The organism is Amycolatopsis melonis (assembly GCF_040064235.1).
Taxonomy (GTDB): Bacteria; Actinomycetota; Actinomycetes; order Mycobacteriales; family Pseudonocardiaceae; genus Amycolatopsis; species Amycolatopsis melonis.
The window spans coordinates 1-25,365 of the sequence record NZ_JBDZYD010000011.1 but is presented as its reverse complement, the minus strand read 5'-3'; the positions used below and the strand labels follow the sequence as shown (position 1 = coordinate 25,365).

Annotated in this window: 28 protein-coding genes; 16 read left to right on the top strand and 12 right to left on the bottom strand. The window is 71.4% G+C overall.

Annotated elements, in window-relative coordinates; genetic code table 11:
* Window positions 1–2: 2 nt before the first annotated feature.
* Both ABJI51_RS27835 and ABJI51_RS27830 read left to right on the top strand, forming a co-directional pair.
* Window positions 3–419: a Rho GTPase-activating protein gene (locus tag ABJI51_RS27835; RefSeq protein WP_348954011.1), complete on the top strand. Its 417-nt coding sequence runs from the start codon at window positions 3–5 to the stop codon at window positions 417–419.
* A complete protein-coding gene (locus ABJI51_RS27830) occupies window positions 420–3,725 on the top strand; it encodes an error-prone DNA polymerase (protein WP_348954010.1) in 3,306 nt (1,101 codons plus the stop codon).
* Here the strand turns inward: ABJI51_RS27830 and ABJI51_RS27825 are convergent.
* A complete protein-coding gene (locus ABJI51_RS27825; RefSeq protein WP_348954009.1) occupies window positions 3,708–4,439 on the bottom strand; it encodes a class I SAM-dependent methyltransferase in 732 nt (243 codons plus the stop codon). The two genes, ABJI51_RS27830 and ABJI51_RS27825, sit on opposite strands and share 18 nt — an antisense overlap.
* A gap of 69 nt (window positions 4,440–4,508) precedes the next feature.
* Here ABJI51_RS27825 and ABJI51_RS27820 point away from each other — a divergent pair, with 69 nt between their 5' ends.
* Both ABJI51_RS27820 and ABJI51_RS27815 read left to right on the top strand, forming a co-directional pair.
* Window positions 4,509–4,991, top strand: a complete 483-nt coding sequence (locus ABJI51_RS27820; protein WP_348954008.1) for a VOC family protein — start codon at window positions 4,509–4,511, stop codon at window positions 4,989–4,991.
* 44 nt (window positions 4,992–5,035) lie between these two features.
* Window positions 5,036–5,623 carry a pentapeptide repeat-containing protein gene (locus tag ABJI51_RS27815; protein ID WP_348954007.1) on the top strand — a complete coding sequence of 196 codons (588 nt, stop codon included), beginning with the start codon at window positions 5,036–5,038 and terminating at the stop codon, window positions 5,621–5,623.
* Between the two features lie 64 nt (window positions 5,624–5,687).
* On the opposite strand, the gene ABJI51_RS27810 is transcribed toward ABJI51_RS27815, so the two are convergent.
* Window positions 5,688–8,666, bottom strand: coding sequence for a TNT domain-containing protein (locus ABJI51_RS27810; RefSeq protein WP_348954006.1), 2,979 nt, complete (start codon window positions 8,664–8,666; stop codon window positions 5,688–5,690).
* Between the two features lie 223 nt (window positions 8,667–8,889).
* On the opposite strand from ABJI51_RS27810, the gene ABJI51_RS27805 reads away from it, so the two are divergent.
* Both ABJI51_RS27805 and ABJI51_RS27800 read left to right on the top strand, forming a co-directional pair.
* Complete coding sequence (locus ABJI51_RS27805) at window positions 8,890–9,744, top strand: bifunctional methylenetetrahydrofolate dehydrogenase/methenyltetrahydrofolate cyclohydrolase (RefSeq protein WP_348954005.1); 855 nt, start codon at window positions 8,890–8,892, stop codon at window positions 9,742–9,744.
* A complete protein-coding gene (locus tag ABJI51_RS27800) occupies window positions 9,744–10,067 on the top strand; it encodes a DUF3017 domain-containing protein (RefSeq protein WP_431605667.1) in 324 nt (107 codons plus the stop codon). Before ABJI51_RS27805 ends, ABJI51_RS27800 begins: the two co-directional genes overlap by 1 nt.
* Here the strand turns inward: ABJI51_RS27800 and ABJI51_RS27795 are convergent.
* Both ABJI51_RS27795 and ABJI51_RS27790 read right to left on the bottom strand, forming a co-directional pair.
* Window positions 10,064–11,251, bottom strand: a complete 1,188-nt coding sequence (locus ABJI51_RS27795; protein ID WP_348954003.1) for an MFS transporter — start codon at window positions 11,249–11,251, stop codon at window positions 10,064–10,066. The genes ABJI51_RS27800 and ABJI51_RS27795 overlap by 4 nt on opposite strands.
* A gap of 183 nt (window positions 11,252–11,434) precedes the next feature.
* Entirely contained in the window at window positions 11,435–11,758 is a 324-nt protein-coding gene (locus tag ABJI51_RS27790) for an ArsR/SmtB family transcription factor (RefSeq protein ID WP_348954002.1), read from the bottom strand.
* A gap of 108 nt (window positions 11,759–11,866) precedes the next feature.
* On the opposite strand from ABJI51_RS27790, the gene ABJI51_RS27785 reads away from it, so the two are divergent.
* Window positions 11,867–13,045, top strand: a complete 1,179-nt coding sequence (locus ABJI51_RS27785; RefSeq protein ID WP_348954001.1) for an MFS transporter — start codon at window positions 11,867–11,869, stop codon at window positions 13,043–13,045.
* A 6-nt stretch (window positions 13,046–13,051) separates the two neighbouring features.
* Here ABJI51_RS27785 and ABJI51_RS27780 read toward each other — a convergent pair whose 3' ends face one another.
* Window positions 13,052–13,240: a DUF1918 domain-containing protein gene (locus ABJI51_RS27780; protein WP_348954000.1), complete on the bottom strand. Its 189-nt coding sequence runs from the start codon at window positions 13,238–13,240 to the stop codon at window positions 13,052–13,054.
* 257 nt (window positions 13,241–13,497) lie between these two features.
* Here ABJI51_RS27780 and ABJI51_RS27775 point away from each other — a divergent pair, with 257 nt between their 5' ends.
* On the top strand, window positions 13,498–13,848 hold the full coding sequence (locus ABJI51_RS27775; RefSeq protein ID WP_348953999.1) for a TrmH family RNA methyltransferase: 351 nt from the start codon (window positions 13,498–13,500) through the stop codon (window positions 13,846–13,848).
* A gap of 13 nt (window positions 13,849–13,861) precedes the next feature.
* Complete coding sequence (locus tag ABJI51_RS27770) at window positions 13,862–14,410, top strand: hypothetical protein (protein ID WP_348953998.1); 549 nt, start codon at window positions 13,862–13,864, stop codon at window positions 14,408–14,410.
* Here ABJI51_RS27770 and ABJI51_RS27765 read toward each other — a convergent pair.
* The 3 genes from ABJI51_RS27765 to ABJI51_RS27755 are packed head-to-tail and all read right to left on the bottom strand — an operon-like array spanning window position 14,407 to window position 16,088.
* Entirely contained in the window at window positions 14,407–14,988 is a 582-nt protein-coding gene (locus tag ABJI51_RS27765) for an HhH-GPD-type base excision DNA repair protein (RefSeq protein ID WP_348953997.1), read from the bottom strand. The genes ABJI51_RS27770 and ABJI51_RS27765 overlap by 4 nt on opposite strands.
* Window positions 14,989–14,992: 4 nt before the next feature.
* Window positions 14,993–15,295 (bottom strand): DUF2165 family protein, encoded by a 303-nt coding sequence (locus ABJI51_RS27760; RefSeq protein ID WP_348954328.1) that lies wholly within the window; start codon window positions 15,293–15,295, stop codon window positions 14,993–14,995.
* A 16-nt stretch (window positions 15,296–15,311) separates the two neighbouring features.
* The gene (locus ABJI51_RS27755) at window positions 15,312–16,088 is read right to left on the bottom strand and encodes a helix-turn-helix domain-containing protein (RefSeq protein ID WP_348953996.1); all 777 of its coding nucleotides are present in this window, start codon (window positions 16,086–16,088) and stop codon (window positions 15,312–15,314) included.
* Between the two features lie 50 nt (window positions 16,089–16,138).
* On the opposite strand from ABJI51_RS27755, the gene ABJI51_RS27750 reads away from it, so the two are divergent.
* Window positions 16,139–16,552, top strand: a complete 414-nt coding sequence (locus ABJI51_RS27750) for a DUF2000 family protein (RefSeq protein WP_348953995.1) — start codon at window positions 16,139–16,141, stop codon at window positions 16,550–16,552.
* Between the two features lie 25 nt (window positions 16,553–16,577).
* On the opposite strand, the gene ABJI51_RS27745 is transcribed toward ABJI51_RS27750, so the two are convergent.
* Genes ABJI51_RS27745 through ABJI51_RS27735 form a run of 3 tightly spaced genes read right to left on the bottom strand, consistent with a single transcriptional unit; the run spans window position 16,578 to window position 18,130 of the window.
* The gene (locus tag ABJI51_RS27745) at window positions 16,578–17,204 is read right to left on the bottom strand and encodes a class I SAM-dependent methyltransferase (RefSeq protein ID WP_348953994.1); all 627 of its coding nucleotides are present in this window, start codon (window positions 17,202–17,204) and stop codon (window positions 16,578–16,580) included.
* Window positions 17,205–17,214: 10 nt separating this feature from the next.
* Window positions 17,215–17,595 carry a DUF2203 domain-containing protein gene (locus ABJI51_RS27740; protein WP_348953993.1) on the bottom strand — a complete coding sequence of 127 codons (381 nt, stop codon included), beginning with the start codon at window positions 17,593–17,595 and terminating at the stop codon, window positions 17,215–17,217.
* A gap of 25 nt (window positions 17,596–17,620) precedes the next feature.
* Window positions 17,621–18,130, bottom strand: coding sequence for a hypothetical protein (locus tag ABJI51_RS27735; protein WP_348953992.1), 510 nt, complete (start codon window positions 18,128–18,130; stop codon window positions 17,621–17,623).
* Window positions 18,131–18,367: 237 nt separating this feature from the next.
* Here ABJI51_RS27735 and ABJI51_RS27730 point away from each other — a divergent pair, with 237 nt between their 5' ends.
* Both ABJI51_RS27730 and ABJI51_RS27725 read left to right on the top strand, forming a co-directional pair.
* The gene (locus ABJI51_RS27730) at window positions 18,368–19,591 is read left to right on the top strand and encodes an NADP-dependent isocitrate dehydrogenase (RefSeq protein ID WP_348953991.1); all 1,224 of its coding nucleotides are present in this window, start codon (window positions 18,368–18,370) and stop codon (window positions 19,589–19,591) included.
* 194 nt (window positions 19,592–19,785) lie between these two features.
* A complete protein-coding gene (locus ABJI51_RS27725) occupies window positions 19,786–20,082 on the top strand; it encodes an SH3 domain-containing protein (RefSeq protein WP_348954327.1) in 297 nt (98 codons plus the stop codon).
* Between the two features lie 626 nt (window positions 20,083–20,708).
* Here ABJI51_RS27725 and ABJI51_RS27720 read toward each other — a convergent pair.
* Window positions 20,709–21,479: an MBL fold metallo-hydrolase gene (locus tag ABJI51_RS27720; RefSeq protein WP_348953990.1), complete on the bottom strand. Its 771-nt coding sequence runs from the start codon at window positions 21,477–21,479 to the stop codon at window positions 20,709–20,711.
* Between the two features lie 71 nt (window positions 21,480–21,550).
* On the opposite strand from ABJI51_RS27720, the gene ABJI51_RS27715 reads away from it, so the two are divergent.
* From ABJI51_RS27715 to ABJI51_RS27700, 4 genes are all read left to right on the top strand, one after another.
* Window positions 21,551–22,381 carry an exodeoxyribonuclease III gene (locus tag ABJI51_RS27715; protein ID WP_348953989.1) on the top strand — a complete coding sequence of 277 codons (831 nt, stop codon included), beginning with the start codon at window positions 21,551–21,553 and terminating at the stop codon, window positions 22,379–22,381.
* A gap of 331 nt (window positions 22,382–22,712) precedes the next feature.
* Window positions 22,713–23,426 (top strand): hypothetical protein, encoded by a 714-nt coding sequence (locus ABJI51_RS43605; protein WP_431605666.1) that lies wholly within the window; start codon window positions 22,713–22,715, stop codon window positions 23,424–23,426.
* A gap of 46 nt (window positions 23,427–23,472) precedes the next feature.
* Window positions 23,473–24,507, top strand: a complete 1,035-nt coding sequence (gene trpS / locus ABJI51_RS27705; RefSeq protein ID WP_348953988.1) for a tryptophan--tRNA ligase — start codon at window positions 23,473–23,475, stop codon at window positions 24,505–24,507.
* A gap of 51 nt (window positions 24,508–24,558) precedes the next feature.
* Window positions 24,559–25,365: YhjD/YihY/BrkB family envelope integrity protein (locus tag ABJI51_RS27700; protein WP_348953987.1), on the top strand; the 807-nt coding region annotated here is incomplete at its 3' end.

The following is a 25,365-nucleotide window of genomic DNA, read 5'->3' as shown; positions in this document are numbered from 1 at the left end:
GCATGGACGAGAACTACGCACGCCGCCTGCGAGACTGGCTGCAAGCCGAACCCGGCGCAACGGCATCCGAGGAGCGCCGGTGGCTTCGCGAGATCCCCGAGCCCGCCGCACAGACAGGCCAGCCGCTGCACGGCGACCACCACCCGGCTCCCACGCCGGATGCGCAGCTCGCGCCGGACCAAGGTGCGGTGAACGGGCAGCTGCCCGCAGCCGACGAGGACTGGATCTGCCCGGTGATCGCGCTCCCGGTTCCCCGAGTGTCGGAGGAGAACGGCTGCCGTATGAGCGAGGCCGAGTCCCACAACCGCCGCCCCATGAGCGAAGCCGAAGCCCGCAGCCGCTGGAATCATCCCAGCAACTGGCACCGTCGCCGCCGGGCCGAGGACCTGCGCCGCCGGGACCAGCCCGGGAGTCGCTGAATGGGCTGGAACAACCCTCCCGTCCGGTGGAAGGACCTCGCTCGGACCCTCGCCGGCGGGCTTCCTCCCGGCGACCACGGCGACAGCCCCGCCTGGGGCCGCCGTCGTGAGGGCTACCGGCGGCCCGAAGACCTCCCCGCCCGCGGCAGCGACGACGGCGGCGAAGCCGTCCGCGTCCCCTATGCCGAACTGCACTGCCACTCCAACTTCAGCTTCCTCGACGGGGCCAGCCATCCCGAAGAACTCGTCGAGGAAGCCGCACGCCTCGGGCTCGACGCCATCGCCCTCACCGATCACGACGGTATGTACGGTGTCGTCCGCTTTGCCGAGGCCGCGCGGGAACTCGGCGTCAACACCGTCTTCGGCACCGAACTCAGCCTCGGCCTCCGGGCCCCGCAGAACGGCGTCGCCGATCCCGAAGGCGAGCACCTCCTGCTCCTCGCCCGCGGCGACCAGGGCTACCGGGCCCTCTGCCGCGCCATCACCGCCGGCCAGATCCACCGGGACGCCGAGAAAGGCAAACCCAGCTACGACCTCGACGCGGTCGCCGAGGAGGTCGCCGGGCAGTGCGTGGTGCTGACGGGCTGCCGCAAAGGCGCGGTGCGCTCGGCCCTCGTCACGCACGGCCCGGCGGCCGCTGCCGAAAAGCTCGCCGAACTCAAGGAACGCTTCGGCGCGGACAACGTCTACGTCGAACTCACCGACCACCGCCAGCCCCTCGACAGCACGCACAACGACCTCCTGACGGAACTCGCCGACGAGTTCGGCCTGCCGACCGTCGCCACCACCGCCGCGCACTACGCCCGGCCCGAACGCGCTCCGCTGGCCGACGCCCTCGCCGCCATCCGGGCGCGGCGGGGGATCGACGAACTGGAAGGCTGGCTGCCCGCGGCCGGGACCGCCTTCCTGCGCAGCGGCGCCGAAATGGACGTCCTGTTCCGGCGCTACCCCGGCGCCGTCCGCCGCGCCGCCCTGCTCGGCATGGAATGCGCTTTCCCGCTCAAGCTCATCGCGCCGGAGCTGCCGCCCTTCGACGTCCCCGACGGCTACACCGAGACGACCTACCTGCGCCATCTCACCGAAGAAGGCGCGAAGGAACGCTTCAAAGGCAAGCCGCACGAAGAAAAAGCGAACGAGCAGATCGAGCACGAGCTGGCGATCATCGAGGAACTCGGCTTCCCGGGCTACTTCCTCATCGTCTGGGACATCGTGCGGTTCTGCAACGACAACAACATCCTCTGCCAGGGCCGCGGCTCGGCCGCGAACTCGGCCGTCTGCTACGCGCTCGGCATCACGAAGGTCGACTCCGTCGCCTACGAGCTGCTCTTCGAGCGCTTCCTCGCCCCGGACCGCGACGGCTACCCGGACATCGACCTCGACATCGAGTCCGACCGCCGCGAGGAAGCCATCCAGTACGTCTTCCGCAAGCACGGCCGCCTGCGCACCGCCCAGGTCGCGAACGTGATCACCTACCGCGCCCGGTCGGCCGTCCGCGACGCCGCCCGCGCGCTGGGCTACTCCCCGGGCCAGCAGGACGCCTGGAGCAAGCAGATCGACCGCTGGGGTTCCCTGCGCAGCACCGAAAAGGACCACGACCACGACATCCCGGACGACGTCGTCCAGCTCGCCTTCGCCCTCGAGGACTTCCCGCGGCACCTGGGCATCCACTCCGGCGGGATGGTCATGTGCGCGGAACCGGTGAGCCAGGTCGTGCCGGTCGAGTGGGCGCGGATGGCCGACCGCAGCGTCATCCAGTGGGAGAAGGAGGACTGCGCCGCCGCCGGGCTGGTGAAGTTCGACCTGCTCGGCCTCGGGATGCTGTCCGCTCTGCACTACATGATCGACCTCGTCGAAGAACACAAGGGCACGAAGGTCGACCTGGCCGAGCTCGATCTCGCCGACCGGAACATCTACGACATGCTGTGCCGCGCCGACGCGATCGGCGTGTTCCAGGTGGAGAGCCGCGCGCAGCTGGCGACGCTGCCGCGGCTGCAACCGCGCGAGTTCTACGACCTCGCCGTCGAGGTCGCGCTCATCCGGCCGGGCCCGATCCAGGGCGGCTCGGTGCACCCGTACATCCGCCGCAAGCAGGGCCGCGAGAAGTGGACCTACGACCACCCGCTGCTGGAACGGGCCCTGCACAAGACCAAGGGTGTGCCGCTGTTCCAGGAACAGATGATGCAGATCGCGCTCGACGTCGCGAACTTCACCGCGGCGGAGGCAGACCAGCTGCGGCACGCGATGGGGTCGAAACGCTCGGACCGCCGGATGGAGCGGCTGCGGCAGCGGTTCCTCGAGGGCGCCGCGGCGAACGGCGTCGACGACGAACTCGCGCAGAAGATCTTCCTGAAACTCAAGGCGTTCGCGAACTTCGGCTTCCCCGAAAGCCACGCGCTGAGCTTCGCGCATCTGGTGTTTTCCAGTGCCTACTTCAAGTTCTACCACCCGGACGCGTTCCTGGCCGGCCTGCTGCGCGCGCAGCCGATGGGGTTCTACTCGCCGCAGTCGCTGGTCGCCGACGCGCGGCGCCACGGCGTCACCGTGCACGGCCCGGACATCAACCGCAGCCTGCCGCACGCGACGCTGGAGCCGGGCACCGGGAAGTTCCACGACGTGCGCACCGGGCTGAGCACCGTGCGGCGGATCGGCGAAGACCTCGCGAAGCGGATCGTCGCCGAACGGCAGGAGCACGGCGCCTACACCGACATGGCCGACGTCGCCCGCCGCGTCCGGCTGACCACCCCGCAGATCGAGGCACTGGCCACGGCCGGCGCGTTCGCCGGCTTCGGCGGCGACCGCCGTCAGGCGCTGTGGACCGCGGGCGCGGTCGCCGGGGAACGCCCGGAGCGGCTGCCCGGCCTGATCAGCGCGCAGGCACCGGTCCTGCCCGGGATGGACGGCCTGGACGTCGCCGCGGCCGACGTCTGGGCGACCGGCGTCTCCCCGGACAGCTACCCGACGGAGTTCATCCGCGACCGTCTCGACGAGCTCGGCGTCGTCCCGGCGGCCCGCCTGGCCGACCTCGACGACGGCGCACGCGTGCTGATCGGCGGCGCGGTCACGCACCGGCAGCGCCCGGCGACCGCGGCAGGCGTCACCTTCCTCAACATCGAAGACGAAACGGGGATGGTCAACGTGATCTGCACGCTCGGCCTGTGGCAGCGCTACCACCGCGTGGCGCGCGGCAGCGCGGCGCTGCTGATCCGCGGGGTGGTGGAGAAGGCCGACGGCGTGGTGAGCGTGCTCGCCCACCGCGTCGAGCCGCTGCCGATGCGGATCAAGGCGAAGTCACGGGACTTCCGGTGAAGGCCGCCGCACGATGCTGATGATCTCGGGACTGGCGGCGGTCACCGGCGAGCGGTCCCAGTAGCCGTACTGCTTGTCGACGACCAGCCCGGCTTCTTCGACGAAGGCGTTCAGCGCGGGAACGTCGAGGAAGCGCAACGTGCTTTCGCTGTACCGCGGCGCGTCCCAGCGCGGGCTTTCGTACGTCGTGGTGAAGCGGACGTACCCGTTCTCGAACGGCCCGGCGTCGTTCCACGACCGGACGTCCCCGGCTTCCCAGACGAGCGAAGGCGTCCAGCGCTCCCAGGCGCGCGCGGTGGGGTTGCGCGTCTCGAAGCCGAACCGGCCGCCGGGCTTGAGCGCGCGGCGAATCGCCGAGAACGCCGTCCGCAGCTCTTCGTCGGTCAGCAGCACCTGGAACGCGTGCCCGCTCATCACGGCGAAGTCGAACTCGCTCTCCCACGACACGGTCGACAAATCGCCGAGCACCCACTCGATGTCGTCGCGGCGGCGAGCCTGGATCAGCATGCCCTCGGCGGGATCGAGACCGACCAGGCGCCCGGTGTGGCCGGATTCCCGGGCAAGGTGCAGCAGCGAACCGGTGCCGCAGCCGACGTCCAGCACCGCGTCCGCGGCCAGGATCATCGGCAGATAGAAGTCGAAGTCGTCGGAGCGCGGATTCATCGCGTCGTACAGCGAGGCGAGATCGGGATCGGCGAAATGCTCGTCGGGCATGGTTTCACCATAGGCCAAGATCTGACCTATATGGGTTCTAGCCTCGGGACACCCAACCGAGGAGGAACCATGGTCAACCCCGTGCCCGACGGCTACACGACCGTCACCCCGTGGATCATCGGCCGCGACACCGCCGGCCTGCTCGACTTCCTGAAGCGCGCCTTCGACGCCGAGGAACTCGGGCGGGTCGTCGGCGAGGACGGGAAGATCGGGCACGCCGAGGTGCGCATCGGCGACGCCGTCGTGATGGCGTTCGACAGCCGGGACGACTGGGCCGACACCCCCGCCTACCTGCGGCTCTACGTCCCGGACAGCGAGGAGACCCAGCGGCGGGCGATCGAAGCGGGCGCCACCGAGGTGACGCGCCAGACCGTGCTCTTCTTCGGCGACCGCGTCGGGCGGGTGCGCGATCCCTTCGGCAACCTCTGGTGGATCCAGACCCGGCTGGAGGACCTCGACGAGGCCGAGCTGATCCGGCGCGCGCAGCTGCCCGAGTACATCGAGGCGATGGCCTACGTCCAGAGCACGCAGCTGGTCAACGGCCGTCCATAGTGGACGGATGACGGGCGGGACCGGTGGTGTGGCACCCTGGGGCCGTGCTGGAGACCGGGGAGGACTACCGCGAAGCGGTGTTGTCCGGGCAGTGGTGGGAAAAGCGCCGGTTCACCGGCTGCGACTTCACCGGCGCGGACCTGAGCGGCCTGCGGACGCGCGGCTGCACCTTCGACGACTGCGTGTTCAGCCGCGCCGATCTGTCGCGCTCGCGGCACGACGCGTCGGCGTTCCGCTCGTGCACCTTCGAACGGACGGTGCTCGCCGAAAGCCGCTGGACGGGGTGCTCGCTGCTGGGCTCGTCGTTCACCGACAGCGGGTTCGGCAGGATCGCGCTCACCGAGTGCGACCTCTCCCTCGCGTCGCTGACGCGGGCGCGGCTGCGCAAGCTCGGGCTGTCCGGCCTGCGGCTGCGGGAAGCCAACCTGATGGAAGCCGACCTCGCCGGCGCCGACCTCCGCGGCAGCGACCTGACCGGCGCCCGCCTGCAGGGCGCGAAGTTCGAAGGTGCCGACCTGCGCGGGGCGCGTCTCGACGCGAACGCCCTCGTCCAGGCCGACCTGCGGGGTGCGGAAGTCGACATCGAGACGGCGATCGCGTTCGCCGCCGCCCACGGCCTCGTCGTCCGCTGAAAGCCTCTGAAGGCCACCATCAGGGCACTGGATGCCGTGATGGTGGCCTTCAGAGGCAATCGGGTCAGTCGATCGGGGGTTCGCCCGGGTCCAGCTCGATCAGGTCGCCCTCGGCGAGGAGTTCCTCGATCGACGCCGGCAGCAGGTACGCCGACCCGCCGCCCGGCTGGTTGAACCACGGGATCGCGACGCCGGCCAGCGCCTCCAGGGGCCGCTGCACCCGGTAGACGTGGTACGGGCGGTTGACCCACTCCGGCACGAGCGACCGCTCGGCGAACGGCGTGCCCGCCGCGTACGTCAGGTTGCCGTTCGGGCCGCCGAAGCGGTCCAGCTCGCTGCCCGCGGGCAGCTCGCGCAGCTCCTTGCCGCGGAACAGCGTCAGCGGCGGCTCACCGGCCAGCGGTGCGATCGGCCACTGCTGCTGGCTCCCGCCGCCGTTGACGGCCGGGCGGGCCGGTTCCTCGCGGCGCGGCGGCGCGGGTGGCGGGGCGGCCGGGGTGACCGCCGGAGCCAGCACGGTCGGGGCGGCCGGCGGCGGTTCACGCCGGGGCGGCGCGGGCGCGGCGGGCGGCGGACCCGCCTGCTGCTGGGCCACCGGCGGCGGCCCGGCGGGCACCGGCGCGGGCGGGGCGGGCTGCCGCGGCGGGGCGGGCGGCTCGTCCTCGTCGAGGTCCCCGAACAGCTCTTCGGCGCTGGTGAACGCCGTCTGCTCCTGGGCGGGCACGGGATCGGGCTTGCGGACCGGGTAGGAGCCGGTCGCGATCTCCGGCGACAGCGTCGCGACGACCCGCTGCGGCGCCGGTTCGGGCTCGGGTTCCGGTTCGGGCTCCGGCGCGGGCGGCTCCTCGGCGGGCACGTGCCCCTCCGGATTGAGCAGCACCTTGCCGAGCATGAACGCGGCCGCGTCCTCGGCGTCGCCGAACACCGCGGGGTTGCTGAGCTTGCCGTCGTACCAGCCGACGCGCCAGCTGTCGCCGACCTGCTCGACGCTCCACCCGTGTTCGGCGGGCTCGCCCAGCTTGTAGCTGCTTTCGGGGACGTCCAGCTCGTCGAGCTTGGCCTGCAGCCCGGCGAGCACCGGGTGGTCGGGGACCTCCCGGCGCAGCGCACGGCGGCCAGGGCGCGGCGGCTCGGCCTGCGCGGCGGGCTGCGGCGCGGGCGGCTCCGGCACGGGCAGCACGCCGGGCACCTCGGGCTGGGTGATCATGGTCGGCGGACCGGGATCGAACGCGGCAGGCTCCTCCCGCCGCGGCGGCTGACCGGGCTGGAACGCGGCCCGCTCCTCCTCGTGCCGCGGCGGCTGGAAGGCCGCGTGCTCATCGTCCGGCCGCGGCGGCTGGAAGGCGGAGTGCTCCTCCTGCTGGGGCTGGAAGGCGGCGTGCTCGTCCTCGTGCTGGGGCTGGCCTTGCTGGTAGGCGACGTGTTCGTCGTGCGGCTGGCCTTGCTGGAACGCTGCGTGCTCGTCGTGGGGCTGGCCTTGCTGGTAGGCCGCGTGCTCGTCGTGCTGGGGCTGGCCTTGCTGGAACGCTGCGTGCTCGTCGTGCGGCTGCTGGCCCTGCTGGAAGGCGGCGTGCTCGTCGTGCTGCTGCGGCTGTCCCTGCTGGAACTCCTGCTGCCGCGGCGGCTGGAAAGCGTGTCCGTCCTCCTGCCGCGGCGGCTGGAAGGCGTGCTCGTCCTCGTGCCGGGCCGGCTGCCCCTGCTGCTGGAACGCCGCGTGTTCCTCCTCGTGCCGAGGCGGCTGGAACGCGGCGTGCTCGTCCTCGTGCGCCTCTTCGTGCTGCGCGGCGTCGAACTCGGCCTGCTCCTCCTGGCCCGCGGGCTCCTCCTCGCGGTGCGGGAAGGGCTCGCCGTCCTGCTGGTGCCCGATCGGCTGGTCGGGGACGTACTCCGCGGTCTCCTCGATGTCGGGGACCCGGCCCGGCTCCGGCGTCGTGCCGTTCGAGCCCGCGGCGTGCTCGGCCTGCTCGTCGTACTGGTGGTCTTCCTCGGCGAAGCGGTCGTCGAACTCCTGCTCGTCGTAGGCCTCTTCGGCGTACTCGGCCGGGGCCTCGGGTTCGCTCGGCGCGTGCACCGAAAGCGGTGCCTCCACCGGCGCGGGCGGGGGTGGGGCGACAGGCGGCGGGCCCGCGGGCGCCTGCTGCTGGGGCGGCGGAGGCGGCGGCACCTGCTGCTGCGGCGGCGGGCCGGGCGGGCGCTGCGGCGGGGGCGGCGGCTGGTTGCCGCGGGTCAGGTACGCGGCGGCCGCCTGCAGGGTCGGCTCGTCGACCGGCGGCAGCTTGAAGCCGACCGCGCGGACGTGCTCGACGAGGTCCGGTTCGGGGGAAACGCCGTACTTGTGCAGATAGAAATTGACGGCGGCGGGCCAGATCCACTGGCCGTCGCTGTGGAAGGCGACCGGGACCGTCGCCTCGGGGGCCGCGGCCAGGCGGTCGATGTCGTACCCGCGCTCGGGCACCACCAGCGGCGCGCGCTCGAGGTACTCCAGCAGCCGGTCCTGCTCCTCGACCTCCAGGTCGGGGCGGTTGATGACCGGGCGGCCCGCCGGGCCGACGGTGTCGAAGATCCGGGCGATCCGGAAGTGCGGCCCCGGCTGCTCCGGGCCGAGCCCGGACATCCGCCGGATCAGCCATTCGGGGACGTTCTCCTCGGTGCGCGGGAACATCCGCAGCTCGTCGGAGTAGGCCTGCGGCGGCGGCGCGAGGTTCCACACCGGCTCGTCGCGGTTGTACTCGAGGTTGTAGCTCGACGGGTGGTCGAGCTGGTAGCGCGCGTTGAACCACGTGCCGCGGCCGTCGCGGTACATGCCGCCGCGGAGCCTGCCGAACAGCGTCGCGATGTCGTGCGTGGCCAGCCACTCGTGCACCGTGCCGTCCTCGGTGACGATCTCGCCGGTCAGCTCGTGGTACCGGCCGACGGCTCGGTACTCCGCGACCACTTTGCGCCAGTCGCGCGGGGCGGCACGGAGCAGGGCAAGGCCGATCTGCTTGACCAGGGTGTCCTGCTCGGTCGCGTTCAGCTGCGTCGTCGGTTGTGCCACCCGCACATTTTGACTGTTCGCGCGCGCGAGTGCACCCCGCATGTGGGTTTTGCCGCTCGGCCACCCGCCGGCACACGGTCTGACCTCGCGAGATGCGGAGTGTCATGGATCACAGCTCGATCGCGGGGAGCGTCGCGAGTGGACCGTCCGGGGTAGTGGCCAGTCTACGGGCTGCGACGACCCGCGCCTGGAAGCGACGCGCGGGGGTCGCTTTGCCAGAATAGGCGTCGTGACGGCGAAGATTCTCGACGGCAAGGCCACCAAGAACGCCATTTTCGCGGAGCTCGAGCCCCGCGTCGCGGCCCTCGCCGCGAAGGGGGTGACGCCCGGCCTCGGCACCGTCCTGGTCGGCGACGACCCGGGGTCGCACTCGTACGTGCGGATGAAGCACGCCGACAGCGGCAAGATCGGGATCAACTCGATCCGCCGCGACCTGCCCGCCGACATCACCCAGGAGAAGCTCGAAGCCGTCATCGACGAGCTGAATGCCGACCCGGCCTGCCACGGCTACATCGTGCAGCTGCCGCTGCCGAAGCACCTCGACGCGAACCGCGTCCTGGAGCGGATCGACCCGGAGAAGGACGCCGACGGCCTCGCGCCGGTCAGCCTCGGCAGGCTGGTGCTCGGCCAGCGGGGCGCGCTGCCGTGCACGCCGTACGGGATCATCGAGCTGCTCAAGCGGCACGGCGTCGAGCTGAACGGCGCGCGCGTCACGGTCGTCGGCCGCGGCATCACCGTGGGCCGCACGCTGGGCCTGCTGCTGACCCGCCGCAGCGAGAACGCCACCGTCACCCTGTGCCACACCGGCACCCGCGACCTCGCCGCCGAGGTCCGCCGGGCCGACATCGTGATCGCCGCGGCGGGCGTGCCGGGGATCATCACGCCGGACATGGTCGCCCCGGGCGCCGCGGTGCTCGACGTCGGCGTGTCCCACGTGGACGGCAAGCTGACCGGCGACGTCCACCCGGACGTCGCCGAGGTCGCAGGCTGGATCTCGCCGAACCCGGGCGGGGTCGGGCCGATGACGCGGGCGATGCTGGTCAGCAACGTCGTCGAGGCGGCGGAACGCTCGGTCCAAGGCTGATGACCATGACCGAGGACCGGCGGGACATCGGCGACCGCCGGCGCAGGCAGGCCCGGTTCACCCAGCTGCCGTTCGCGGCGGTGCTGCTGGTGGTGGCCGTGGCGGCGCTGCGGATCGTCCAGTACCACTGGCGGGAGGGCGCGGCGCTGATCGGCGCCGCGCTCCTCCTCGCCGCGGTGCTGCGGGCGGTCCTGCCGACGGCCAGGGCGGGGCTGCTGGCCATCCGCGGCAAGGCCGTCGACATCGTGACCTACACGGGCCTGGCGGCGGCGGTGCTGTTCGTCGCCCTGACCATCATCGGCGGCCCGTTCAGTTCCTCTTAGGACGCCATCGCGAGCTCGCGACGGCGTTCGACGCGGGCTTCGCGACGGTCCAAAGTGCCCGAAACGACCGCCAGCGTCAGGCCGAACACGGCCAGCAGCGCGCCGACCCAGTTCGGCGCGACCAGGCCGAGCCCGCCCGCGATGACCAGGCCGCCGAGGTAGGCGCCGATCGAGTTGGCGATGTTGAACGCCGACTGGACCGCGGCCGACACCAGCGACGGCGTGCCGCCTGCCTTCTCCATGATCCGCGCCTGCATCATCGGGCCGATCATGAAGCCGGCGACGCCCACGAAGAAGATCGTGACCGCGGCACCGACCTTGCCCTGCGCGGTGACGGTGAAGACGCCCAGCACTGCTGCCAGCGCCAGCAGCGCGATGTAGAGGCTCGGCATCAGCGCGCGGTCGGCGAGCCGTCCGCCGAGCAGGTTGCCGATCGTCATGCCGACGCCCGCCAGCGACAGCAGCAGCGTGACGTCCGAAGGCGCGTAGCCGGCGACGTCGGTCAGCATCGGCGTGATGTAGGACAGGCAGGCGAAGACGCCGCCCAGCCCGAACGTGACGATCGCCAGCGCGAGGTGGACCTGCGGCCGCTTGAACGCGCCGAGCTCGTTGCGCAGCGACGCCTCGGCGGCGGGCTTGCCCTGGTGCGGGACGAGCTTGGCGATGGCGGCGATGGCCACCAGCCCGATCACGGCGACGACGCCGAAGGTGGCGCGCCAGCCGACCCGCTGGCCGAGCAGCGTGCCCAGCGGCACGCCGATGACGTTCGCCAGGGTCAGGCCGAGGAACATCAGCGACACGGCCTTCGCGCGCTGGCCGGGGCCGACGAGGCTGGAGGCGACGACGGCACCCGCGCCGAAGAACGCACCGTGCGGCAGGCCGGCGAGGAACCGGAACGCGACGCCGAACTCCTGGCTGGGGGAGAGCGCGAACAGGGCGTTGCCCACGGTGAACAGGCCCATCATGGCCAGCAGCATGGTCTTGCGCGGCAGCCGGACGGCGACCGCGGTGAGCAGGGGGGCGCCGATGACGACGCCGAGGGCGTAGGCGGAGATCAGGTGGCCGGCGGTCGGGATGTCGACGCCGAAGTCGGCGGCCGCCTGGGGCAGCACGCCCATCATGACGAACTCGGTGGTCCCGATGCCGAAAGCTCCGATGGCGAGCGCGAGCAGCGCGACGGGCACGGCACTCCTTCCAGGGTGGGTAAACGATTACCAAGCCGATCTCTGGATCGGTTCAGTACGGGGGCATAAAAGAAGACAGCCGATCGGCCCCAGCGCCGTGAGCTGCCTACGCCCTAGTCCAACAAGCGAAGGGGGCCGTTGTCATCCCGATATCGGGTGACGATCCACACCGTAACGCCGTGCTCAGCGCGGAGCGGCCAGAACGCCGTCCAGCAGGCCCGGGAACAGGGCGTCGAGATCGTTGCGGCGCAAGGAGTTGAACCGCGTGGTGCCTTCCTGGCGGCCGGCCACCACGCCGGCCTGGCGCAGGATGCTCAGGTGGTGGGTGAGTGTGGACTTCGTCACCGGGACGGTCAGCCCGCCGCACGCGATCTCCTGATCGGTGGCCGCCAGCTGCCGGACGATGGCCAGCCGCACCGGGTCGGCGAGGGCGCGGAGCACGCCTTCGACGGTGATCTCCTCCCGCGCCGGGTGGACGAGCGGGGGCAGGGCGGCGGTCTTGGCCATGGGTCCATTGTACGACGCAGGTCGAAATTGCGGCAGCGGCTTAGTACGGTGATCGTCGAACTACGACGTTCATCGAACCAATCCCTGCTTCGCTTGGGGGCCACACCCATGTCCGCACCTACGTCTCCGAGAATCTCGGTCCTCGCCTTCGGCGCGTTCGGCGTCGGGACCAGCGGCTACATCGTCGCCGGGCTGCTGCCCGCGCTGACCGGCGAGCTGCACGTCTCGGCCACCGCGGCGGCGCAGCTGGTGACCGCCTTCGCCATCGCGTACGCGGTCGGCTCGCCGGTGTTCGCGGCCGCCACCGGCACCTGGGAACGCCGGACGCTGCTGGTCGCCGCGCTCGCCGTCACCGGCGCCGGCAACCTGTTCGCCGCGCTCGCGCCCGGCTACGGCTCACTGCTGGTGGCCCGGGTGGTGACCGCGGTCGGCGCCGCGGTGTTCACGCCCGCGGCCAGCGCGGTGGCGGCCGAGCTGACCGTGCCGGAACGCCGTGGCCGCGCCGTCGCGCTCGTGTTCGGCGGCCTGACGGTCGCCCTCATCTTCGGTGTCCCGCTCGGCAGCCTCATCTCCCAGCACCTCGGCTACCGGACGGCGTTCGCGCTGGTCGCGGCGTTCTCGCTGGCGAGCGCGGTGGCCGTGCGGCTGGCGCTGCCCACGGTCGCGCCCCCGCCGCGGGTCCGGCTGGCCGAGCGGTTCGCCGCCGGCCGCGACCCGCGTGTGCTGGTCATGCTGGCCACGACGGTGCTCGCGTGCCTCGCGGCGTTCATGGTCTACACGTTCGTGTCGCCGCTGCTGGCCGCGACCGCGGGCGTGCACGGCACCACGGTCACGGTGCTGCTGTTCTGCTACGGCGTCGGCGGCGCGGTCGGCAACTTCGCGGGCGGCCGGGCGACCGACCGCTGGGGATCACGGGCGCCGCTGCTCGTGGTCGTCGTGGCCATCACGATCGTGATGGCGCTGCTGCCGCTGACCACGGCGACGCCGGTCGCGGCCGGGATCTCGCTGTTCGTGTGGGGCCTGGCGACGTGGTCGTTCAACCCGCCGGTGCAGCACCGCCTGATCGAGCTGTCGCCGGGCCACGCGGGGCTGGTGCTGTCGCTCAACGCGTCCGCGATCTACCTCGGCGTCGGCCTGTCCGGCGTGGTCGGGGGAGCGGTGCTGGCCTCCGGCGGGCCGCTGCTGCTGCCCGAGGTCGCGGCCGCCCTGACGCTGGTGGCCCTGCTGCTGGTGGGCGCGGCGTGGGGACGGGTCCGCGAACCCCGGGAACCGGTCGCGGTCGGCTAGCGCGGGCTATTCGGCGTGGGCCTGGACTTCGCAGTCGGGGCCGGGGTAGACGAGCGCCTCGTGCCCGTCGGCGAACCGGACCAGGTAGGGCGGCGTGCCGTCGGGTCCGCGGACTTCGAGGATCTCGCCGCGCTGCTCGGCCGAGCCGACCGTCCGGCCGTGCACCTGGATCTCGTCTCCTACTGTGGCGTGCATGGGCTTCACCTCCGGTTCCAGGGTAGGAGCGGGCCCGGACGCCGGGTAGAGTCAGCCGCATGATCAGCGAATCCGGAGGCGCCGCGCCTCGGCGCCGGTGAGCCCCGCTGTCCGGGTCCGCACGCCTCGAGAGCTGCAGAAGACCCGGCGAAGCACGTCGCATTCCTGTTGGGGTCACCTGGTGGCCGCCCCGCTGTGGCCGTTGCACGGCGCGAATCTCGGCACGCTCCTGCGCACCTGCGACGCGGTCGGTGGCCGTGCCGCGGTTCCCGTGGGTGCCCGAGGCGCTGCGGCGCGGGAACACGTTGCGGCGCCCGGCATGCGTGCACTGGGTGCACGATCCGCCGGGCTGGCTGGCGCGCGAGCGGGCCGCCGGCACGCAGGTGGTCGGCGTCGAGCTGGCCGAGGAAGCGGTGCGCCTGGCCGACCTGCCCGCCGCCCGCGGCCGCACGATCGCCGTGCTCGGCCACGAGCAGACCGGGATCCCGCCGGAGGCGCTCGACCTGCTCGACAGCGTCGTGGAGATCCCGATGGTGGGTACCGGCGCGAGCCTCAACGTCGCGGTGGCGGGAAGTCTGGTGCTCTACAAGCTCGCCGGCCTGCTGTGAGAGGGTCGCAGTGGTGGAAACGGAACTGGCGATCGCGGAGAACGCCGCCTGGTGCGACCTGGTCTGCGGCGGGCAGTTCCGCGCGCGGGCCTGGACGAGCCCGCGGCGCACGCCGCCGTACTACCCGGACGCGGTGACCCTGACCCCGGACGCCACGGCCGCCGACATCCTCCCGTTCGTCGACGGCTCGGCCGGGTGCTCGGTGAAGGACAGCTTCGCGACGCTGGACCTGCCCGGCTTCTCGGTGCTGTTCGAAGCCACGTGGATTGCTTGCGGCGCAGGGATTCCCGAACCGGGCTGGCAGCGTGCCGCGTCGCCCCTCGGGAACACGGTGGCGCTGCTTTCGCGCGGCGAGAACGTGGTCACGGCTCACCGCGGCGACGGCGTGGTCGGGCTGTCCAACTTCGCGGGACCGGACGCGGGCTGGCCGGGCGCGGTCGCGGCGGTGGCCGCGGCCTTCCCCGGTCTCCCGGTCGTCGGCTACGAACACGGCGACGCGCTGCGGGTCGCACTGGACCACGGCGCGCGGCCGCTGGGCCCGCTGCGCGTCTGGGTGCGTTAGCCCGCCTTGGCCGCGGCCTTGGCGGCTTTCTTGAACGCGCGCACCTCGGCGAGCGTCTCGGCGCTGGTGACGTCCGCGATCGACCGGCGCGAGCCGCGGTCCCCGTACGCCCCGGCCGCTTCGCGCCAGCCCTTCGGCGTGACGCCGCGCTGTTTGCCCAGCAGCGCCAGGAAAATCTTCGCCTTCTGCTCGCCGAAGCCGGGCAGCGCCTTCAGGCGCTTCAGCACCTCCGGGCCGTCGGGCTTCGGGCGTCCGTCGAGCCAGATGCCTTCGGTACGCCCGTCGTAGTTCTCGAGGATGTGCTGCGCGAGGGCGTGGACGCGACGGGCCATCGAACCGCCGTAGCGGTGGATGGCGGGCGGCACCACGCACATCTCGACGAACGTCTCGACGTCGGTCGCGGCGATCTTGGCCAGCGAGAAGCCGTCCATCCGGTCGGCGATCTTGCGCGGGCCGGCGAACGCGTGCTCCATCGGGTACTGCTGGTCCAGGAGCATGCCGACGAGCAGGGCGAACGGATCGTCGTTGAGCAGCTTGTCCGCCGCCGGGTCGCCGGTCAGGTGCAGTTCGCGCAGCATGCCGTCATCTTGACACACCTTCGTGCCTCGGCAGCTGCGCGATGACCAGGGCCGCGACCGCGACGAGGAAGTTCTGCAGCGCCGGCTGCAGCCCGTTCCACTCGTCCGACTGCCACATCTGGAACCACTCGCCGCCGATGGCCAGGAAGCCGACGCCGAACAGCAGGACCCACATCACCCAGCCGAGTGTCGACAGGCGCCGCGCCGTCGCGTCCTTCGCGCGGATCCACGCCGCCAGCGCCGCGATGAGAACCAGCGCCGTCAGCGTCTCCCACGCGATGATCACGACATAGGCGGTGTTCTGCAGGCCGGGGCCGACGCCGTCACCGGCTTTTCGCGTACCGCGCGGGCGTCGTGCCCAGGTACCGCTTGAAGTGCCGCGTCAGATGGGCCTGGTCGGTGAACCCGGCCGCGGTGGCGACCTCGGCGGCCGGGGCACCGTCGAGCAGCAGCCGTCGCGCGCGGTCGACGCGGCGGCCGGTCAGGTAGCGGTGTGGCGGCAGCCCGAAGCGCTTGCCGAAGCACCGGACCAGGTACGCGGGATGCGCGCCGAGCTTCTCGGCCGCTTCGGCGAGCGTCACTGCTTCGGGGAGCTTCGCGTCGAGGAGGTCCCTCAGTTCGTCGGCGAGCCCGCGCTTCGGCTCGTGCGTGGCCGGGCGCCCGAGGTGGACGCGCAGCCGGTCGGCGACGAGGGCGAGCCGGCTCTCGGCCTCGAGCGCGTCACCCGGGTCGGCCAGCGCCGCGTGCAGCTGGTGGATCCGGGTCCGCAGCAGGTCGTCGGCGAGGCTCGGCCGGTCGACCGCCGCGCCGATCAGGTCCGTGCCCAGCACGGAGGTGTCCAGGTAGAGCACGCGCTTGCGGAAGCCGTGGCTGGTCGCGGCCCGCCCGTCGTGCGCGACGTCCGGCGGCAGCAGCGTCACGGCCGGGCCGAGCGCGCCGTGGTGGTGGCGGTCGAGGTCGTAGCGGATGACGCCGTCGTCGACGATCAGCAGCGTCCACGTGTCGTGCGTGTGCAGCGGGTAGGCGTGGGTGGTGAACCGCGCGTGGAAGACCTCGGCGATCCCGGGGACCGCCGGCCGCCAGGCTGCCACGTTGGCCATGTCAAGAACGTACAAGACGCGGGCGCCTCGGCCGGGTGAGTCTTGCGGGCATGAGTTCCTTCGACACGAAGATCGCCGTCCTGCTCCGCGACGACCTGGCGTCCTGGCAGCGGCTGAACGTCACGGCGTTCCTGGTCAGCGGAATCGCGCACGTGACGCCGGAGCTGATGGGTGCGCCTTACGAGGACGCCGACGGCACGCAGTACCTGCCGATGTTCGGCCAGCCGGTGCTGGTGTTCTCGGGCACCGCGGACGTCCTCACGGCGGCGCACGCCCGGGCGCTGGGCCGCGGGCTGCGGTTCTCGATCTTCACCGACGAGCTGTTCCACACGGGCAACGACGCCGACAACCGGGCGGCGGTGCGCGCGGTGCCGGGCGAGAAGCTGGCGCTCGCGGGCATGGCGGTCCACGGCCCGAAGAACGCGGTGGACAAGATCCTCAAGGGCGCCGCGCTGCACGGGTGATCCACTACGTCTCGAAGCCGGCCAGTCACGGCTTTCCGGGAGCCGTCGCGTGCACCAGGAGGACGCTGCGGACCCGGTCCCCGGCGTCGAAGGTGAAGGTCCGCGCCGAGGCGTCCGCGAAGCCGGCCGAAGTGGCCAGCGCCGCGGCTCCGGCCTCGTCGTGCGGGAACTCCAGGTCCGTCGGCACGAAGTCCGCGAACGGCCCCGACGGCTTGAACCGCGCTCCCGACACCACCGAGAACGCCAGCCGCCCGCCCGGCTTGAGCACCCGCAGCCAGTCGGGGAACGCCGTCGCGCCCAGGAAGTGCAGCGCGGACGCGCACAGCACGACGTCGGCCGTGTGGTCCCTGGCGGGCATCGGCACCGCGGGCGCGACCTGCCACGTGATCACTCCCGAAGGGTCCAGCGAAGGCGCCTTCGCCTCGGCGCGGGCGAGCATCGCCGGCGAGACGTCGACAGCGAGCACGCGAGACGGCTTCAGCCGCAACGCCGCGTACGCCGCGAAGCCGGTCCCGGTGGCGACGTCGAGAACGAGGTCCGGGCCTTCGGGCAGCCCCTCGACCAGAGCCTCCGCCACGCGCAAGTGGAAGGTGTCTTCGTCGTAGTGCTCGGCCGTGCCGTCGAAGAAGGCGGCTCTCGATTCGTGGTCCACGAATCCCAACCTAGCCGGGTCCACCAGCGGTTTTCAGCGGCCGACGGCCCGCGAAGCCCAGGTCGGCGCGGTGGTACCAGCCCAGTTCGCGGTCGCCTTCGAGCCAGCACAGCAGCACGTCGGTGCCGTCGATCTCGGCCGGGAAGTCGACCAGCAGCGGCGCGAACCCCTTCAGCTCGGCGCCGGTGCGCTGGACGGTCGTCATCAGGTCGTCGAGCCGGGCCTGCGCGGCCTTCCACTCGGGCAGCCCGCCCAGCTCGGTGGTCCGCCCGCCGGGACGCAGCGCCGCCGCCAGCTCGGCCGCGTCGGCACGGACGCGGACGAGTTCGTCGAGGACCGGCCGCAGCCGCGCCAGTTCGTCCCGTGCCTCCGCGACGGTGAACAGTCCCATCCGCCGATGATGCCACCGGCGCGGGTCAGGCTTCGCGGCGCCGCCGGACCAGTGCGCCGGCCAGCCCGCTGCCGACGAGCAGGAAGCCGATGCCGAGCAGCCCGCCGATGAACAGGAAGTCCATGACGCCGTACGCGATGTCGCTCTTGGGCATCAGGTTGACCAGCCGGAACCCCCATTCGGGCACGGCCATCGCGGCCACGCCGGGCAGCACGCCGTAGAGCAGCCCGCCCAGGATCGGCCCGGACGCCGACAGCGCGCCGAGCGCGGCGACGGCCAGCAGCAGGATCGCCCCGCCGGCCAGCAGCGCGATGCCCGGCGCGTCGCGGTTGGTGCTCAGCGTCGCCTGGATCAGCTGCTGCTGGCGCAGCCCGCCCCAGCTCAGCAGGCCGAGCGCGACCGGGGTCAGCACGAGGCCGCCGAGCGCGCTGACCACGTGCGCGCCGGCCCGGCGCGGCCGCTCGTCGACGACGTCGGTGGTCTCTTCGTACTCGTCGTAGTCGTCTTCGTACCCGGCGTACCGATGGGTCGACATGGCCGTCACCTCCCGTACCTGGAATGCACGGTCGGCATCGTCCCCCGGTTCAGTCCCCGGCGCGACGGCCGCGCGCCGAACGGTCGGCCGGACCCGTGATCCGTGCCACAAACGGCGGGTGGAGACTTGATACCGACCACTACTGGAACCATCAAGCTGTGCCAAGCAGTACGCTTGTACCGCTACCGGCGAGCCGAAGAAGTAACGCGAAGATCCGCGGAAGGAGCACCGCTGCTCATGGCCAAGATCAAGGTCCAGGGCACCGTCGTCGAACTCGACGGCGATGAGATGACCCGCATCATCTGGCAGTTCATCAAGGACAAGCTGATCCACCCGTACCTGGACGTGAACCTGGACTACTACGACCTGGGCATCGAGGAGCGGGACCGCACCGACGACCAGGTCACCATCGACTCCGCGAACGCCATCAAGAAGCACGGCGTCGGGGTCAAGTGCGCCACGATCACCCCGGACGAGGCGCGGGTCGAGGAGTTCGGCCTCAAGAAGATGTGGCTGTCGCCCAACGGCACCATCCGCAACATCCTCGGCGGCGTCATCTTCCGTGAGCCGATCGTCATCCAGAACATCCCGCGGCTGGTGCCGACGTGGACCAAGCCGATCATCATCGGCCGCCACGCACACGGCGACCAGTACAAGGCCACCAACTTCAAGGTGCCCGGCCCCGGCACCCTGACCATCAGCTTCACCCCGGAGGACGGGTCGGAGCCGATGGAGTTCCAGGTCGCGAAGTTCCCCGAGGGCGGCGGCGTCGCGATGGGGATGTACAACTACCGCAAGTCGATCGAGGACTTCGCGCGCGCGTCGCTGCAGTACGGCCTCGACCGCGGCCTGCCGGTCTACATGTCGACCAAGAACACCATCCTCAAGGCCTACGACGGCATGTTCAAGGACGTGTTCCAGGAGATCTTCGAGGCCGAGTTCAAGGCCGACTTCGACGCCAAGGGCATCTCCTACGAGCACCGCCTGATCGACGACATGGTCGCCGCGGCGATGAAGTGGGAGGGCGGCTACGTCTGGGCGTGCAAGAACTACGACGGTGACGTCCAGTCCGACACGGTCGCCCAGGGCTTCGGCTCGCTGGGCCTGATGACGTCGGTGCTGCGCACCCCGGACGGCCGGACGGTCGAGGCCGAGGCCGCGCACGGCACGGTCACCCGCCACTACCGCCAGCACCAGCAGGGCAAGCCGACGTCGACCAACCCGATCGCGTCGATCTACGCCTGGACCCGCGGCCTCGAGCACCGCGGCAAGCTGGACGGCAACCAGGAGCTGATCGGCTTCGCGAACACGCTGGAGCAGGTCGTCGTCGAGACCGTCGAGAGCGGCCAGATGACGAAGGACCTCGCGCTGCTCATCAGCAAGGACCAGCCGTGGCAGACGACCGAGGAGTTCCTCGCGACGCTGGACGACAACCTGGCGAAGAAGATCGCCCAGGGCTGAGTGTTTCCGCTCGGAAGCCCCCTTCCCCGTTCGCCGGGGAAGGGGGCTTTTCGTGATCACCGCCAGTCACCGGCGGGTGAGTTCACTGGCGCCTCCGGGTGGTTGCGGCATCCGGCGCTGTTCCTGCGGGTAAAGGATTGCCTACCCTTGGCGTGGGACGGGATCCGCGGTTGGAGGAAGACGTGATCCTCGGTATGTCGAAGAAGACGGCGCTCGTCGTCGGCGCGATCATCGCGATCATCGTCATCTACGCGCTGAACACCGACAAGAAGGCGGCAGGAGCCTCGGCCACCGGCTGCAAGGTCACGGTGACGGCCGACGTCCTGAACGCACGCGAAGCAGCCGACGGCAACGCGAAGATCGTCGGCAAGTATCTCCGTGACGCCCAGTTCGATGCGGTGCCAGGGGTTCAGAACGGCTTCCGGAAGGTGGCCGAGAACAAGTGGGTGGCCGCGGCGTTCACGCAGCCCGTGGAGGGTTCTGCCTGCTGAGCCTGCCGTTTCGGGTGGGTGTGGTTTCCGGCTCCGGGTGAGTCGTGCCTGGGCACATCTCGGTGGATTTCTCGTCCGCGCTGTCCGGGCACGCGTGGACCCCAGCGCGACCTCGCCCGCTGCCCGGCGGTTCGAGCCCGGTTCTGTCGCCGCTTTTCCCCTTCTGACCTGCGACGATCCGGTTTTTGTCGGTGCCCGGTGCTAGAACTGAGCACGTCGGAAACACCGGTCGGCGACCCGGGGTCGCAGGAGAGGAGGAACCGTCCGGGGACGGGCGACAACTGAATGCGGCACGAACGAAGGCAGCGATGTCCGCGGAGTCTCCAGGGGGAGTTTCGCGGGCAGGCACGCAACGCGGATCGGCAGCGGGGTTGCGCCCGGATGGGGATCAGGGCGCGCGCCGGTGGCGGGGTTCAGCGGATCGCGTCCCAAGGGGATCAGGGCGCGTCGGCGAACGGGCTTTCGCGGAGCGCTCGGTGGGGATCAGAGCGCAACCGTGAGGTCCTCCTCCGCGACCAGCACCTCGCCTCCGAATTGGGCGCGCGTCTCCTCGGCGGCTGCGGCGAGTCGCGTTTCGCGGAGCGGAGTCCGGCTGCGGTGAGGTTCAGCGGCGCGCTCGATGGGGATCAGAGCGCAACCGTGAGGTCCTCCTCCGCGACCAGCACCTCGCCTCCGAACTCGGCGCGCGCCTCCTCGGCGGCCGCGGTGCGGTCGGTGCCGGGCCAGAAGTGGGTGAGCAGGAGCCGGCGGGCTCCGGCCTTCTGCGCCCAGTGGCCCGCCTCCGCCGCCGTCATCAGGTAGCGGGGCTCCCCCTCCGGCGGTGGGGTGCGGAGGGTGGCGTCGCAGATGACCAGGTCCGCGTCGCGGGCGAGGTCGGCCAGCAGCGGCGACGGTCCCGTGTCGCCGGTGTAGGCCACGGTCAGGCCGGGTGCGGTGAGGCGGACGCCGAAGTTCGGCTGGTGGTGCGGCAGCAGGTACGGCGTCAGGCGGAACGGCCCGAGGCCGGCCGGTTCGCCGAGGTCGTGCACGGCGAACAGCTCCGCCGGGTGCGGGCGGGGCTCCATCGCCGCCAGCCGGCGGACGGTGCCGGGCGTGCAGTGCAGCGGCAACCGCGGCGGTGGCGAACCCGCCGGGGCGGCGGCCTGGACCGTGTAGTGCCAGGCCCGGCCGAGCGCGCTGACGTCGGCGCAGTGGTCCGGGTGCTCGTGCGTCACGACGACGGCGTCGGGCAGCCGGTCCCGGCAGTGCGCGAACAGCCGCGGGGCGGCGCCGTAGCCGAGGTCGAGGACGATGCGGAAGTCGTTGTGCGCCAACAGGAATCCGGCGCATGCTCGCCCGGGCTCCGGCCAGGCGCCGCAGCTGCCGAGGACGGTCAGCCTGCTCGTCGGTTCACCCATGGGCGGCAGTCTGGCAGAGCGGCCACGGGGTCCGGCCCCGATGCCGCGGCAGCGCCGGCCCGGCCGGTAGCGTGCGGGGCGTGCTGACCGTCTCCACCGTGAACGTCAACGGCCTGCGGGCCGCCGCCAAGAAGGGCTTCGTCGAGTGGCTCGCCGCCACGAAGGCCGACGTGGTCGCCTGCCAGGAGGTGCGGGCCGAGGCCGCGCAGCTCCCCGCGTCGGTCGTCGATCCCGAAGGGTGGTTCTCGGTGCACGCGCCGTCGGCCGTCAAGGGACGCAACGGCGTCGCCGTGTACAGCCGCGTCGAGCCCGAAGAGGTGCGCGTCGGCTTCGGTGAGCCCGAGTTCGAGGACAGCGGGCGTTACCTGGAGGTGCACCTGCCGAACGTCGTCGTCGCGAGCCTCTACCTGCCCAGCGGGGACGTCGGCACCGAACGCCAGGACGAGAAGGAACGCTTCATGGCCGCGTTCCTGCCCTACCTCGTCGAGCTGCGGGCGAAGGCCGCCGCGGCCGGGCGGGAGGCCGTCGTCGTGGGGGACTGGAACATCGCCTACGACACGGTCGACCTCAAGAACTGGCGCGGCAACCGCAAGAACTCCGGCTTCCTCCCCGAGGAACGCGCCTGGCTCGGCCGGGTCTACACGGAGGCGGGCTTCACCGACGTCCAGCGGCGGCTCGACCCCGAGGGCCCCGGCCCCTACACGTGGTGGTCCTACCGCGGGCAGGCCTTCGACAACGACTCCGGCTGGCGCATCGACTGCCAGCTCGCGACGCCGGGCCTGGCCGAGAAGGTCGTCTCGGTCGTCGTCGAGCGGGCCGCCACGTACGACCAGCGCTGGTCCGACCACGCGCCGGTCACCGCGACGTACGACATCGACTTCCCGGCTACGCAAAAGGCATAGACCGATCCCGAAAGAGTGAGCGGAACGCCGCCGCGATCGACGCGAACGGTACAGGCGAACGAGTGACGCCCAGCAAGGCGCCGTCCGGGCAACCTCTACTTCCAGTATCAGTGTTCCGCCATGCGCAACACCCACTCGGGCGAGTGCGGTGAACCCCGGGGGCGCCCGGGTCGTGTTCCTGAATGGGCGCTAGTCTCGGCGTCCGAGTCGATCAATACCGACAGGTCTTGACACGCTCGGTAGTTTTTTGACCAGTAGCACGCAGCGTCTCACTCGTATGGGTGAGCCATTGGGTGAAACGCAGCGCTCGTCACTCGCGGGAGGCACTCCGGTGCGCAACCCAGGTCATCTCCTGTTGCGGTCCACGCTGCGCGGCTTCCGCGCGGCCACGGTGGTCGCGCTGATCCCGGCGGGCCTCCTCCTGACCGGCGGCAGCGCCTTCGCCACCGTCACGACGACCGCGCAGGCCGACACGAACGCGGAGAGCTTCGGCGTACTCGGCCCGGTGGGCCTGGTCGCGGTGGCGCTCGGCATCGTCGGGATGACGCTGGGTGTGCTGCGCCAGCGCCGCAAGACCCGAGCGGCACTGGCCCTCACCGACGCGGCGCCCCTCGCCACAACGACCGACGCGCTGCCCAAGCCCGAGATTGCGGGCCGGACCGCCCCGGCGGCACAGCCCGAGATCTCGGCCCGGCCGACCCCGATGCCCGGCGCTGTTCTGGCGGAGCCGAACCGCCCTGGCCGGAGTGCTTCCGTGCCGGGCACGGCCCAAACCCCCGGCCGGACCGCCCCGACGCCCGGCGCGCTGTCGGCAGAGCCGAACCGCCTCGGCCGGACCGCCCCGATGCCCGGCGCAGCCGCACAGCACCCCGGGCTACCGGACCCCGAAGTGCCCGGCCCGGTCACCGCCATGGCCGAAGCGGTCCTGGCCAAGCCCGCCGAGCCCGAGGTCCCCGGCCCGGTCACCGCGATGGCCGAAGCCGTCCTCGCCGAGCCCGATGCCACGCCGACCCGGCCCTTCCTGGCCCCCGGCTCGCATGCCTGAGGCCCCTCGGCTCCCGTCTCCGCAGCTCGCCTGAAAGAATCCTGACGTGTCCGAAGAGCAGACCGTCGCAGCAGAGCGCCGTCCGCGGGTCCTGTCCGGGATCCAGCCCACCGCCGATTCCTTTCACCTCGGCAACTACCTCGGTGCGCTGCGCCAGTGGGTGCGGATGCAGGACACGCACGAGACCTTCTACTGCGTCGTCGACCTGCACGCGATCACCGTCGAGCAGGACCCGAAGGTGCTGCGTCAGCGCACCCGGGTCTCCGCCGCGCAGCTGCTCGCCATCGGCATCGATCCGCAGCGCAGCGCCCTCTTCGTGCAGAGCCACGTGCCGGAACACGCGCAGCTGAGCTGGGTGCTCGAATGCCAGACCGGCTTCGGCGAGGCCGGCCGGATGACGCAGTTCAAGGACAAGTCCGCGAAGCAGGGCGCCGACCGGTCCAGCGTCGGCCTCTTCACCTACCCCATCCTGCAGGCCGCGGACATCCTGCTGTACCAGGCCGACGCCGTCCCCGTCGGCGAGGACCAGCGCCAGCACCTGGAACTGACGCGCAACCTCGCGCAGCGCTTCAACAACCGGCTCGGCAAGACCTTCGTCGTGCCCGAGCCGTACATCATCAAGGACACCGCGAAGATCTACGACCTGCAGGACCCGACGAGCAAGATGAGCAAGTCCGCCTCCAGCGCGAACGGCATCATCGAACTCCTCGAAGACCCGAAGCGCTCGGCCAAGAAGATCCGCTCCGCGGTGACCGACACCGGCCGCGAGGTCAAGTTCGACACCGAAAACAAGGCGGGCGTTTCGAACCTGCTGACCATCTACTCGGCACTCACCGAGCGGTCGATCCCCGACCTCGAAGCCGCCTACGAAGGCAAGGGCTACGGCGACCTGAAGAAGGACCTCGGCGAAGTGTTCGTCGAGTGGGTCGCCCCGGTCCAGGAACGCGTGAAGTCCTATTTGGACGACGTTGCCGAGCTGGACAAGGTCCTCGCCGCGGGTGCCGAGCGTGCCCGCGAGGTCGCGGCGAAGACGCTGGCGAAGACCTACCAGCGGATCGGTTTCCTGCCCCCGGTGCGGTAACCCCGGCCCGCTCGCGTTGCGGGGTTCACTGCGCGTGGTTAGCGTTTCACGGTGGCGAACGAAGAGAAGGAAAAGCTGCTGCCGCGGCTGCGGCGGAAGTACCCCTGGCTCGACCATCTGATCCGGGCGAACGACGCCTTCACCGAGCGGTACGGCAACCACTACGCCGCCGCCATCACGTACTTCAGCGTGCTGTCGGTCTTCCCGCTGTTCATGGTCGCCTTCGCCGTCTTCGGGCTGGTCGTCAACCACGACCAGACGATCATCCACAAGATCACCGACGGCATCAACAACTCCGTCCCCGAGGGCCTGCGCGGCCTGGTCAAGAGCATCGTCGACGGCGCGCTCAACTCCGGCAGCGGCATCGGGATCTTCGGGCTGCTCATCGCCCTCTACTCCGGCGTCGGCTGGATGTCGAACCTGCGGGACGCGCTCACCGCGCAGTGGGGCCAGGAAAAGCAGCCGCAGCCGTTCGTCAAGCAGACGCTCAAGGACCTCGTCGCGCTGATCGGGCTCGGGGTGGCGCTCGTCGTCTCCTTCGGGATCACCGCCGTCGGCGGCGGGATCGGGCAGTTCCTGCTCGAACTCGTCGGGCTCGAACACGCCACCTGGGCGATCGTCCTGCTCCGCGGCGCCACCATCGTGCTCGGCCTGCTCGCCAACGCCCTCGTCTTCCTGTGGGTCATCGCGCGGCTGCCCCGCGAACGCGTGGCGCTGCGCAGTGCCGTGAAGGGCGCCGTCTTCGCCTCCGTCGGGTTCGTCATCCTGCAGCAGGTCGCGACGATCTACCTCGGGAGCGTCACGAAGTCGCCGTCGGCCGCGCTGTTCGGGCCGGTCATCGGCCTGCTCGTGTTCGCC

Excerpts from the sequence above, each read along its gene's own strand:
- ABJI51_RS27765 (WP_348953997.1), bottom strand. The coding sequence starts at position 14,988 with ATGCTGCGCGAACTGCACCTGACCGGCGACCCGGCGGCGGACAAGCTG.
- ABJI51_RS27785 (WP_348954001.1), top strand. The coding sequence starts at position 11,867 with ATGTCCGCACCTACGTCTCCGAGAATCTCGGTCCTCGCCTTCGGCGCG.
- ABJI51_RS27790 (WP_348954002.1), bottom strand. The coding sequence starts at position 11,758 with ATGGCCAAGACCGCCGCCCTGCCCCCGCTCGTCCACCCGGCGCGGGAG.
- ABJI51_RS27725 (WP_348954327.1), top strand. The coding sequence starts at position 19,786 with ATGTCGAAGAAGACGGCGCTCGTCGTCGGCGCGATCATCGCGATCATC.
- ABJI51_RS27780 (WP_348954000.1), bottom strand. The coding sequence starts at position 13,240 with ATGCACGCCACAGTAGGAGACGAGATCCAGGTGCACGGCCGGACGGTC.
- ABJI51_RS27740 (WP_348953993.1), bottom strand. The coding sequence starts at position 17,595 with ATGGGACTGTTCACCGTCGCGGAGGCACGGGACGAACTGGCGCGGCTG.
- ABJI51_RS27750 (WP_348953995.1), top strand. The coding sequence starts at position 16,139 with ATGAGTTCCTTCGACACGAAGATCGCCGTCCTGCTCCGCGACGACCTG.
- ABJI51_RS27830 (WP_348954010.1), top strand. The coding sequence starts at position 420 with ATGGGCTGGAACAACCCTCCCGTCCGGTGGAAGGACCTCGCTCGGACC.
- ABJI51_RS27730 (WP_348953991.1), top strand. The coding sequence starts at position 18,368 with ATGGCCAAGATCAAGGTCCAGGGCACCGTCGTCGAACTCGACGGCGAT.
- ABJI51_RS27825 (WP_348954009.1), bottom strand. The coding sequence starts at position 4,439 with ATGCCCGACGAGCATTTCGCCGATCCCGATCTCGCCTCGCTGTACGAC.
- ABJI51_RS27820 (WP_348954008.1), top strand. The coding sequence starts at position 4,509 with ATGGTCAACCCCGTGCCCGACGGCTACACGACCGTCACCCCGTGGATC.
- ABJI51_RS27835 (WP_348954011.1), top strand. The coding sequence starts at position 3 with ATGGACGAGAACTACGCACGCCGCCTGCGAGACTGGCTGCAAGCCGAA.
- ABJI51_RS27720 (WP_348953990.1), bottom strand. The coding sequence starts at position 21,479 with ATGGGTGAACCGACGAGCAGGCTGACCGTCCTCGGCAGCTGCGGCGCC.
- ABJI51_RS27735 (WP_348953992.1), bottom strand. The coding sequence starts at position 18,130 with ATGTCGACCCATCGGTACGCCGGGTACGAAGACGACTACGACGAGTAC.
- ABJI51_RS27755 (WP_348953996.1), bottom strand. The coding sequence starts at position 16,088 with ATGGCCAACGTGGCAGCCTGGCGGCCGGCGGTCCCCGGGATCGCCGAG.
- ABJI51_RS27800 (WP_431605667.1), top strand. The coding sequence starts at position 9,744 with ATGACCATGACCGAGGACCGGCGGGACATCGGCGACCGCCGGCGCAGG.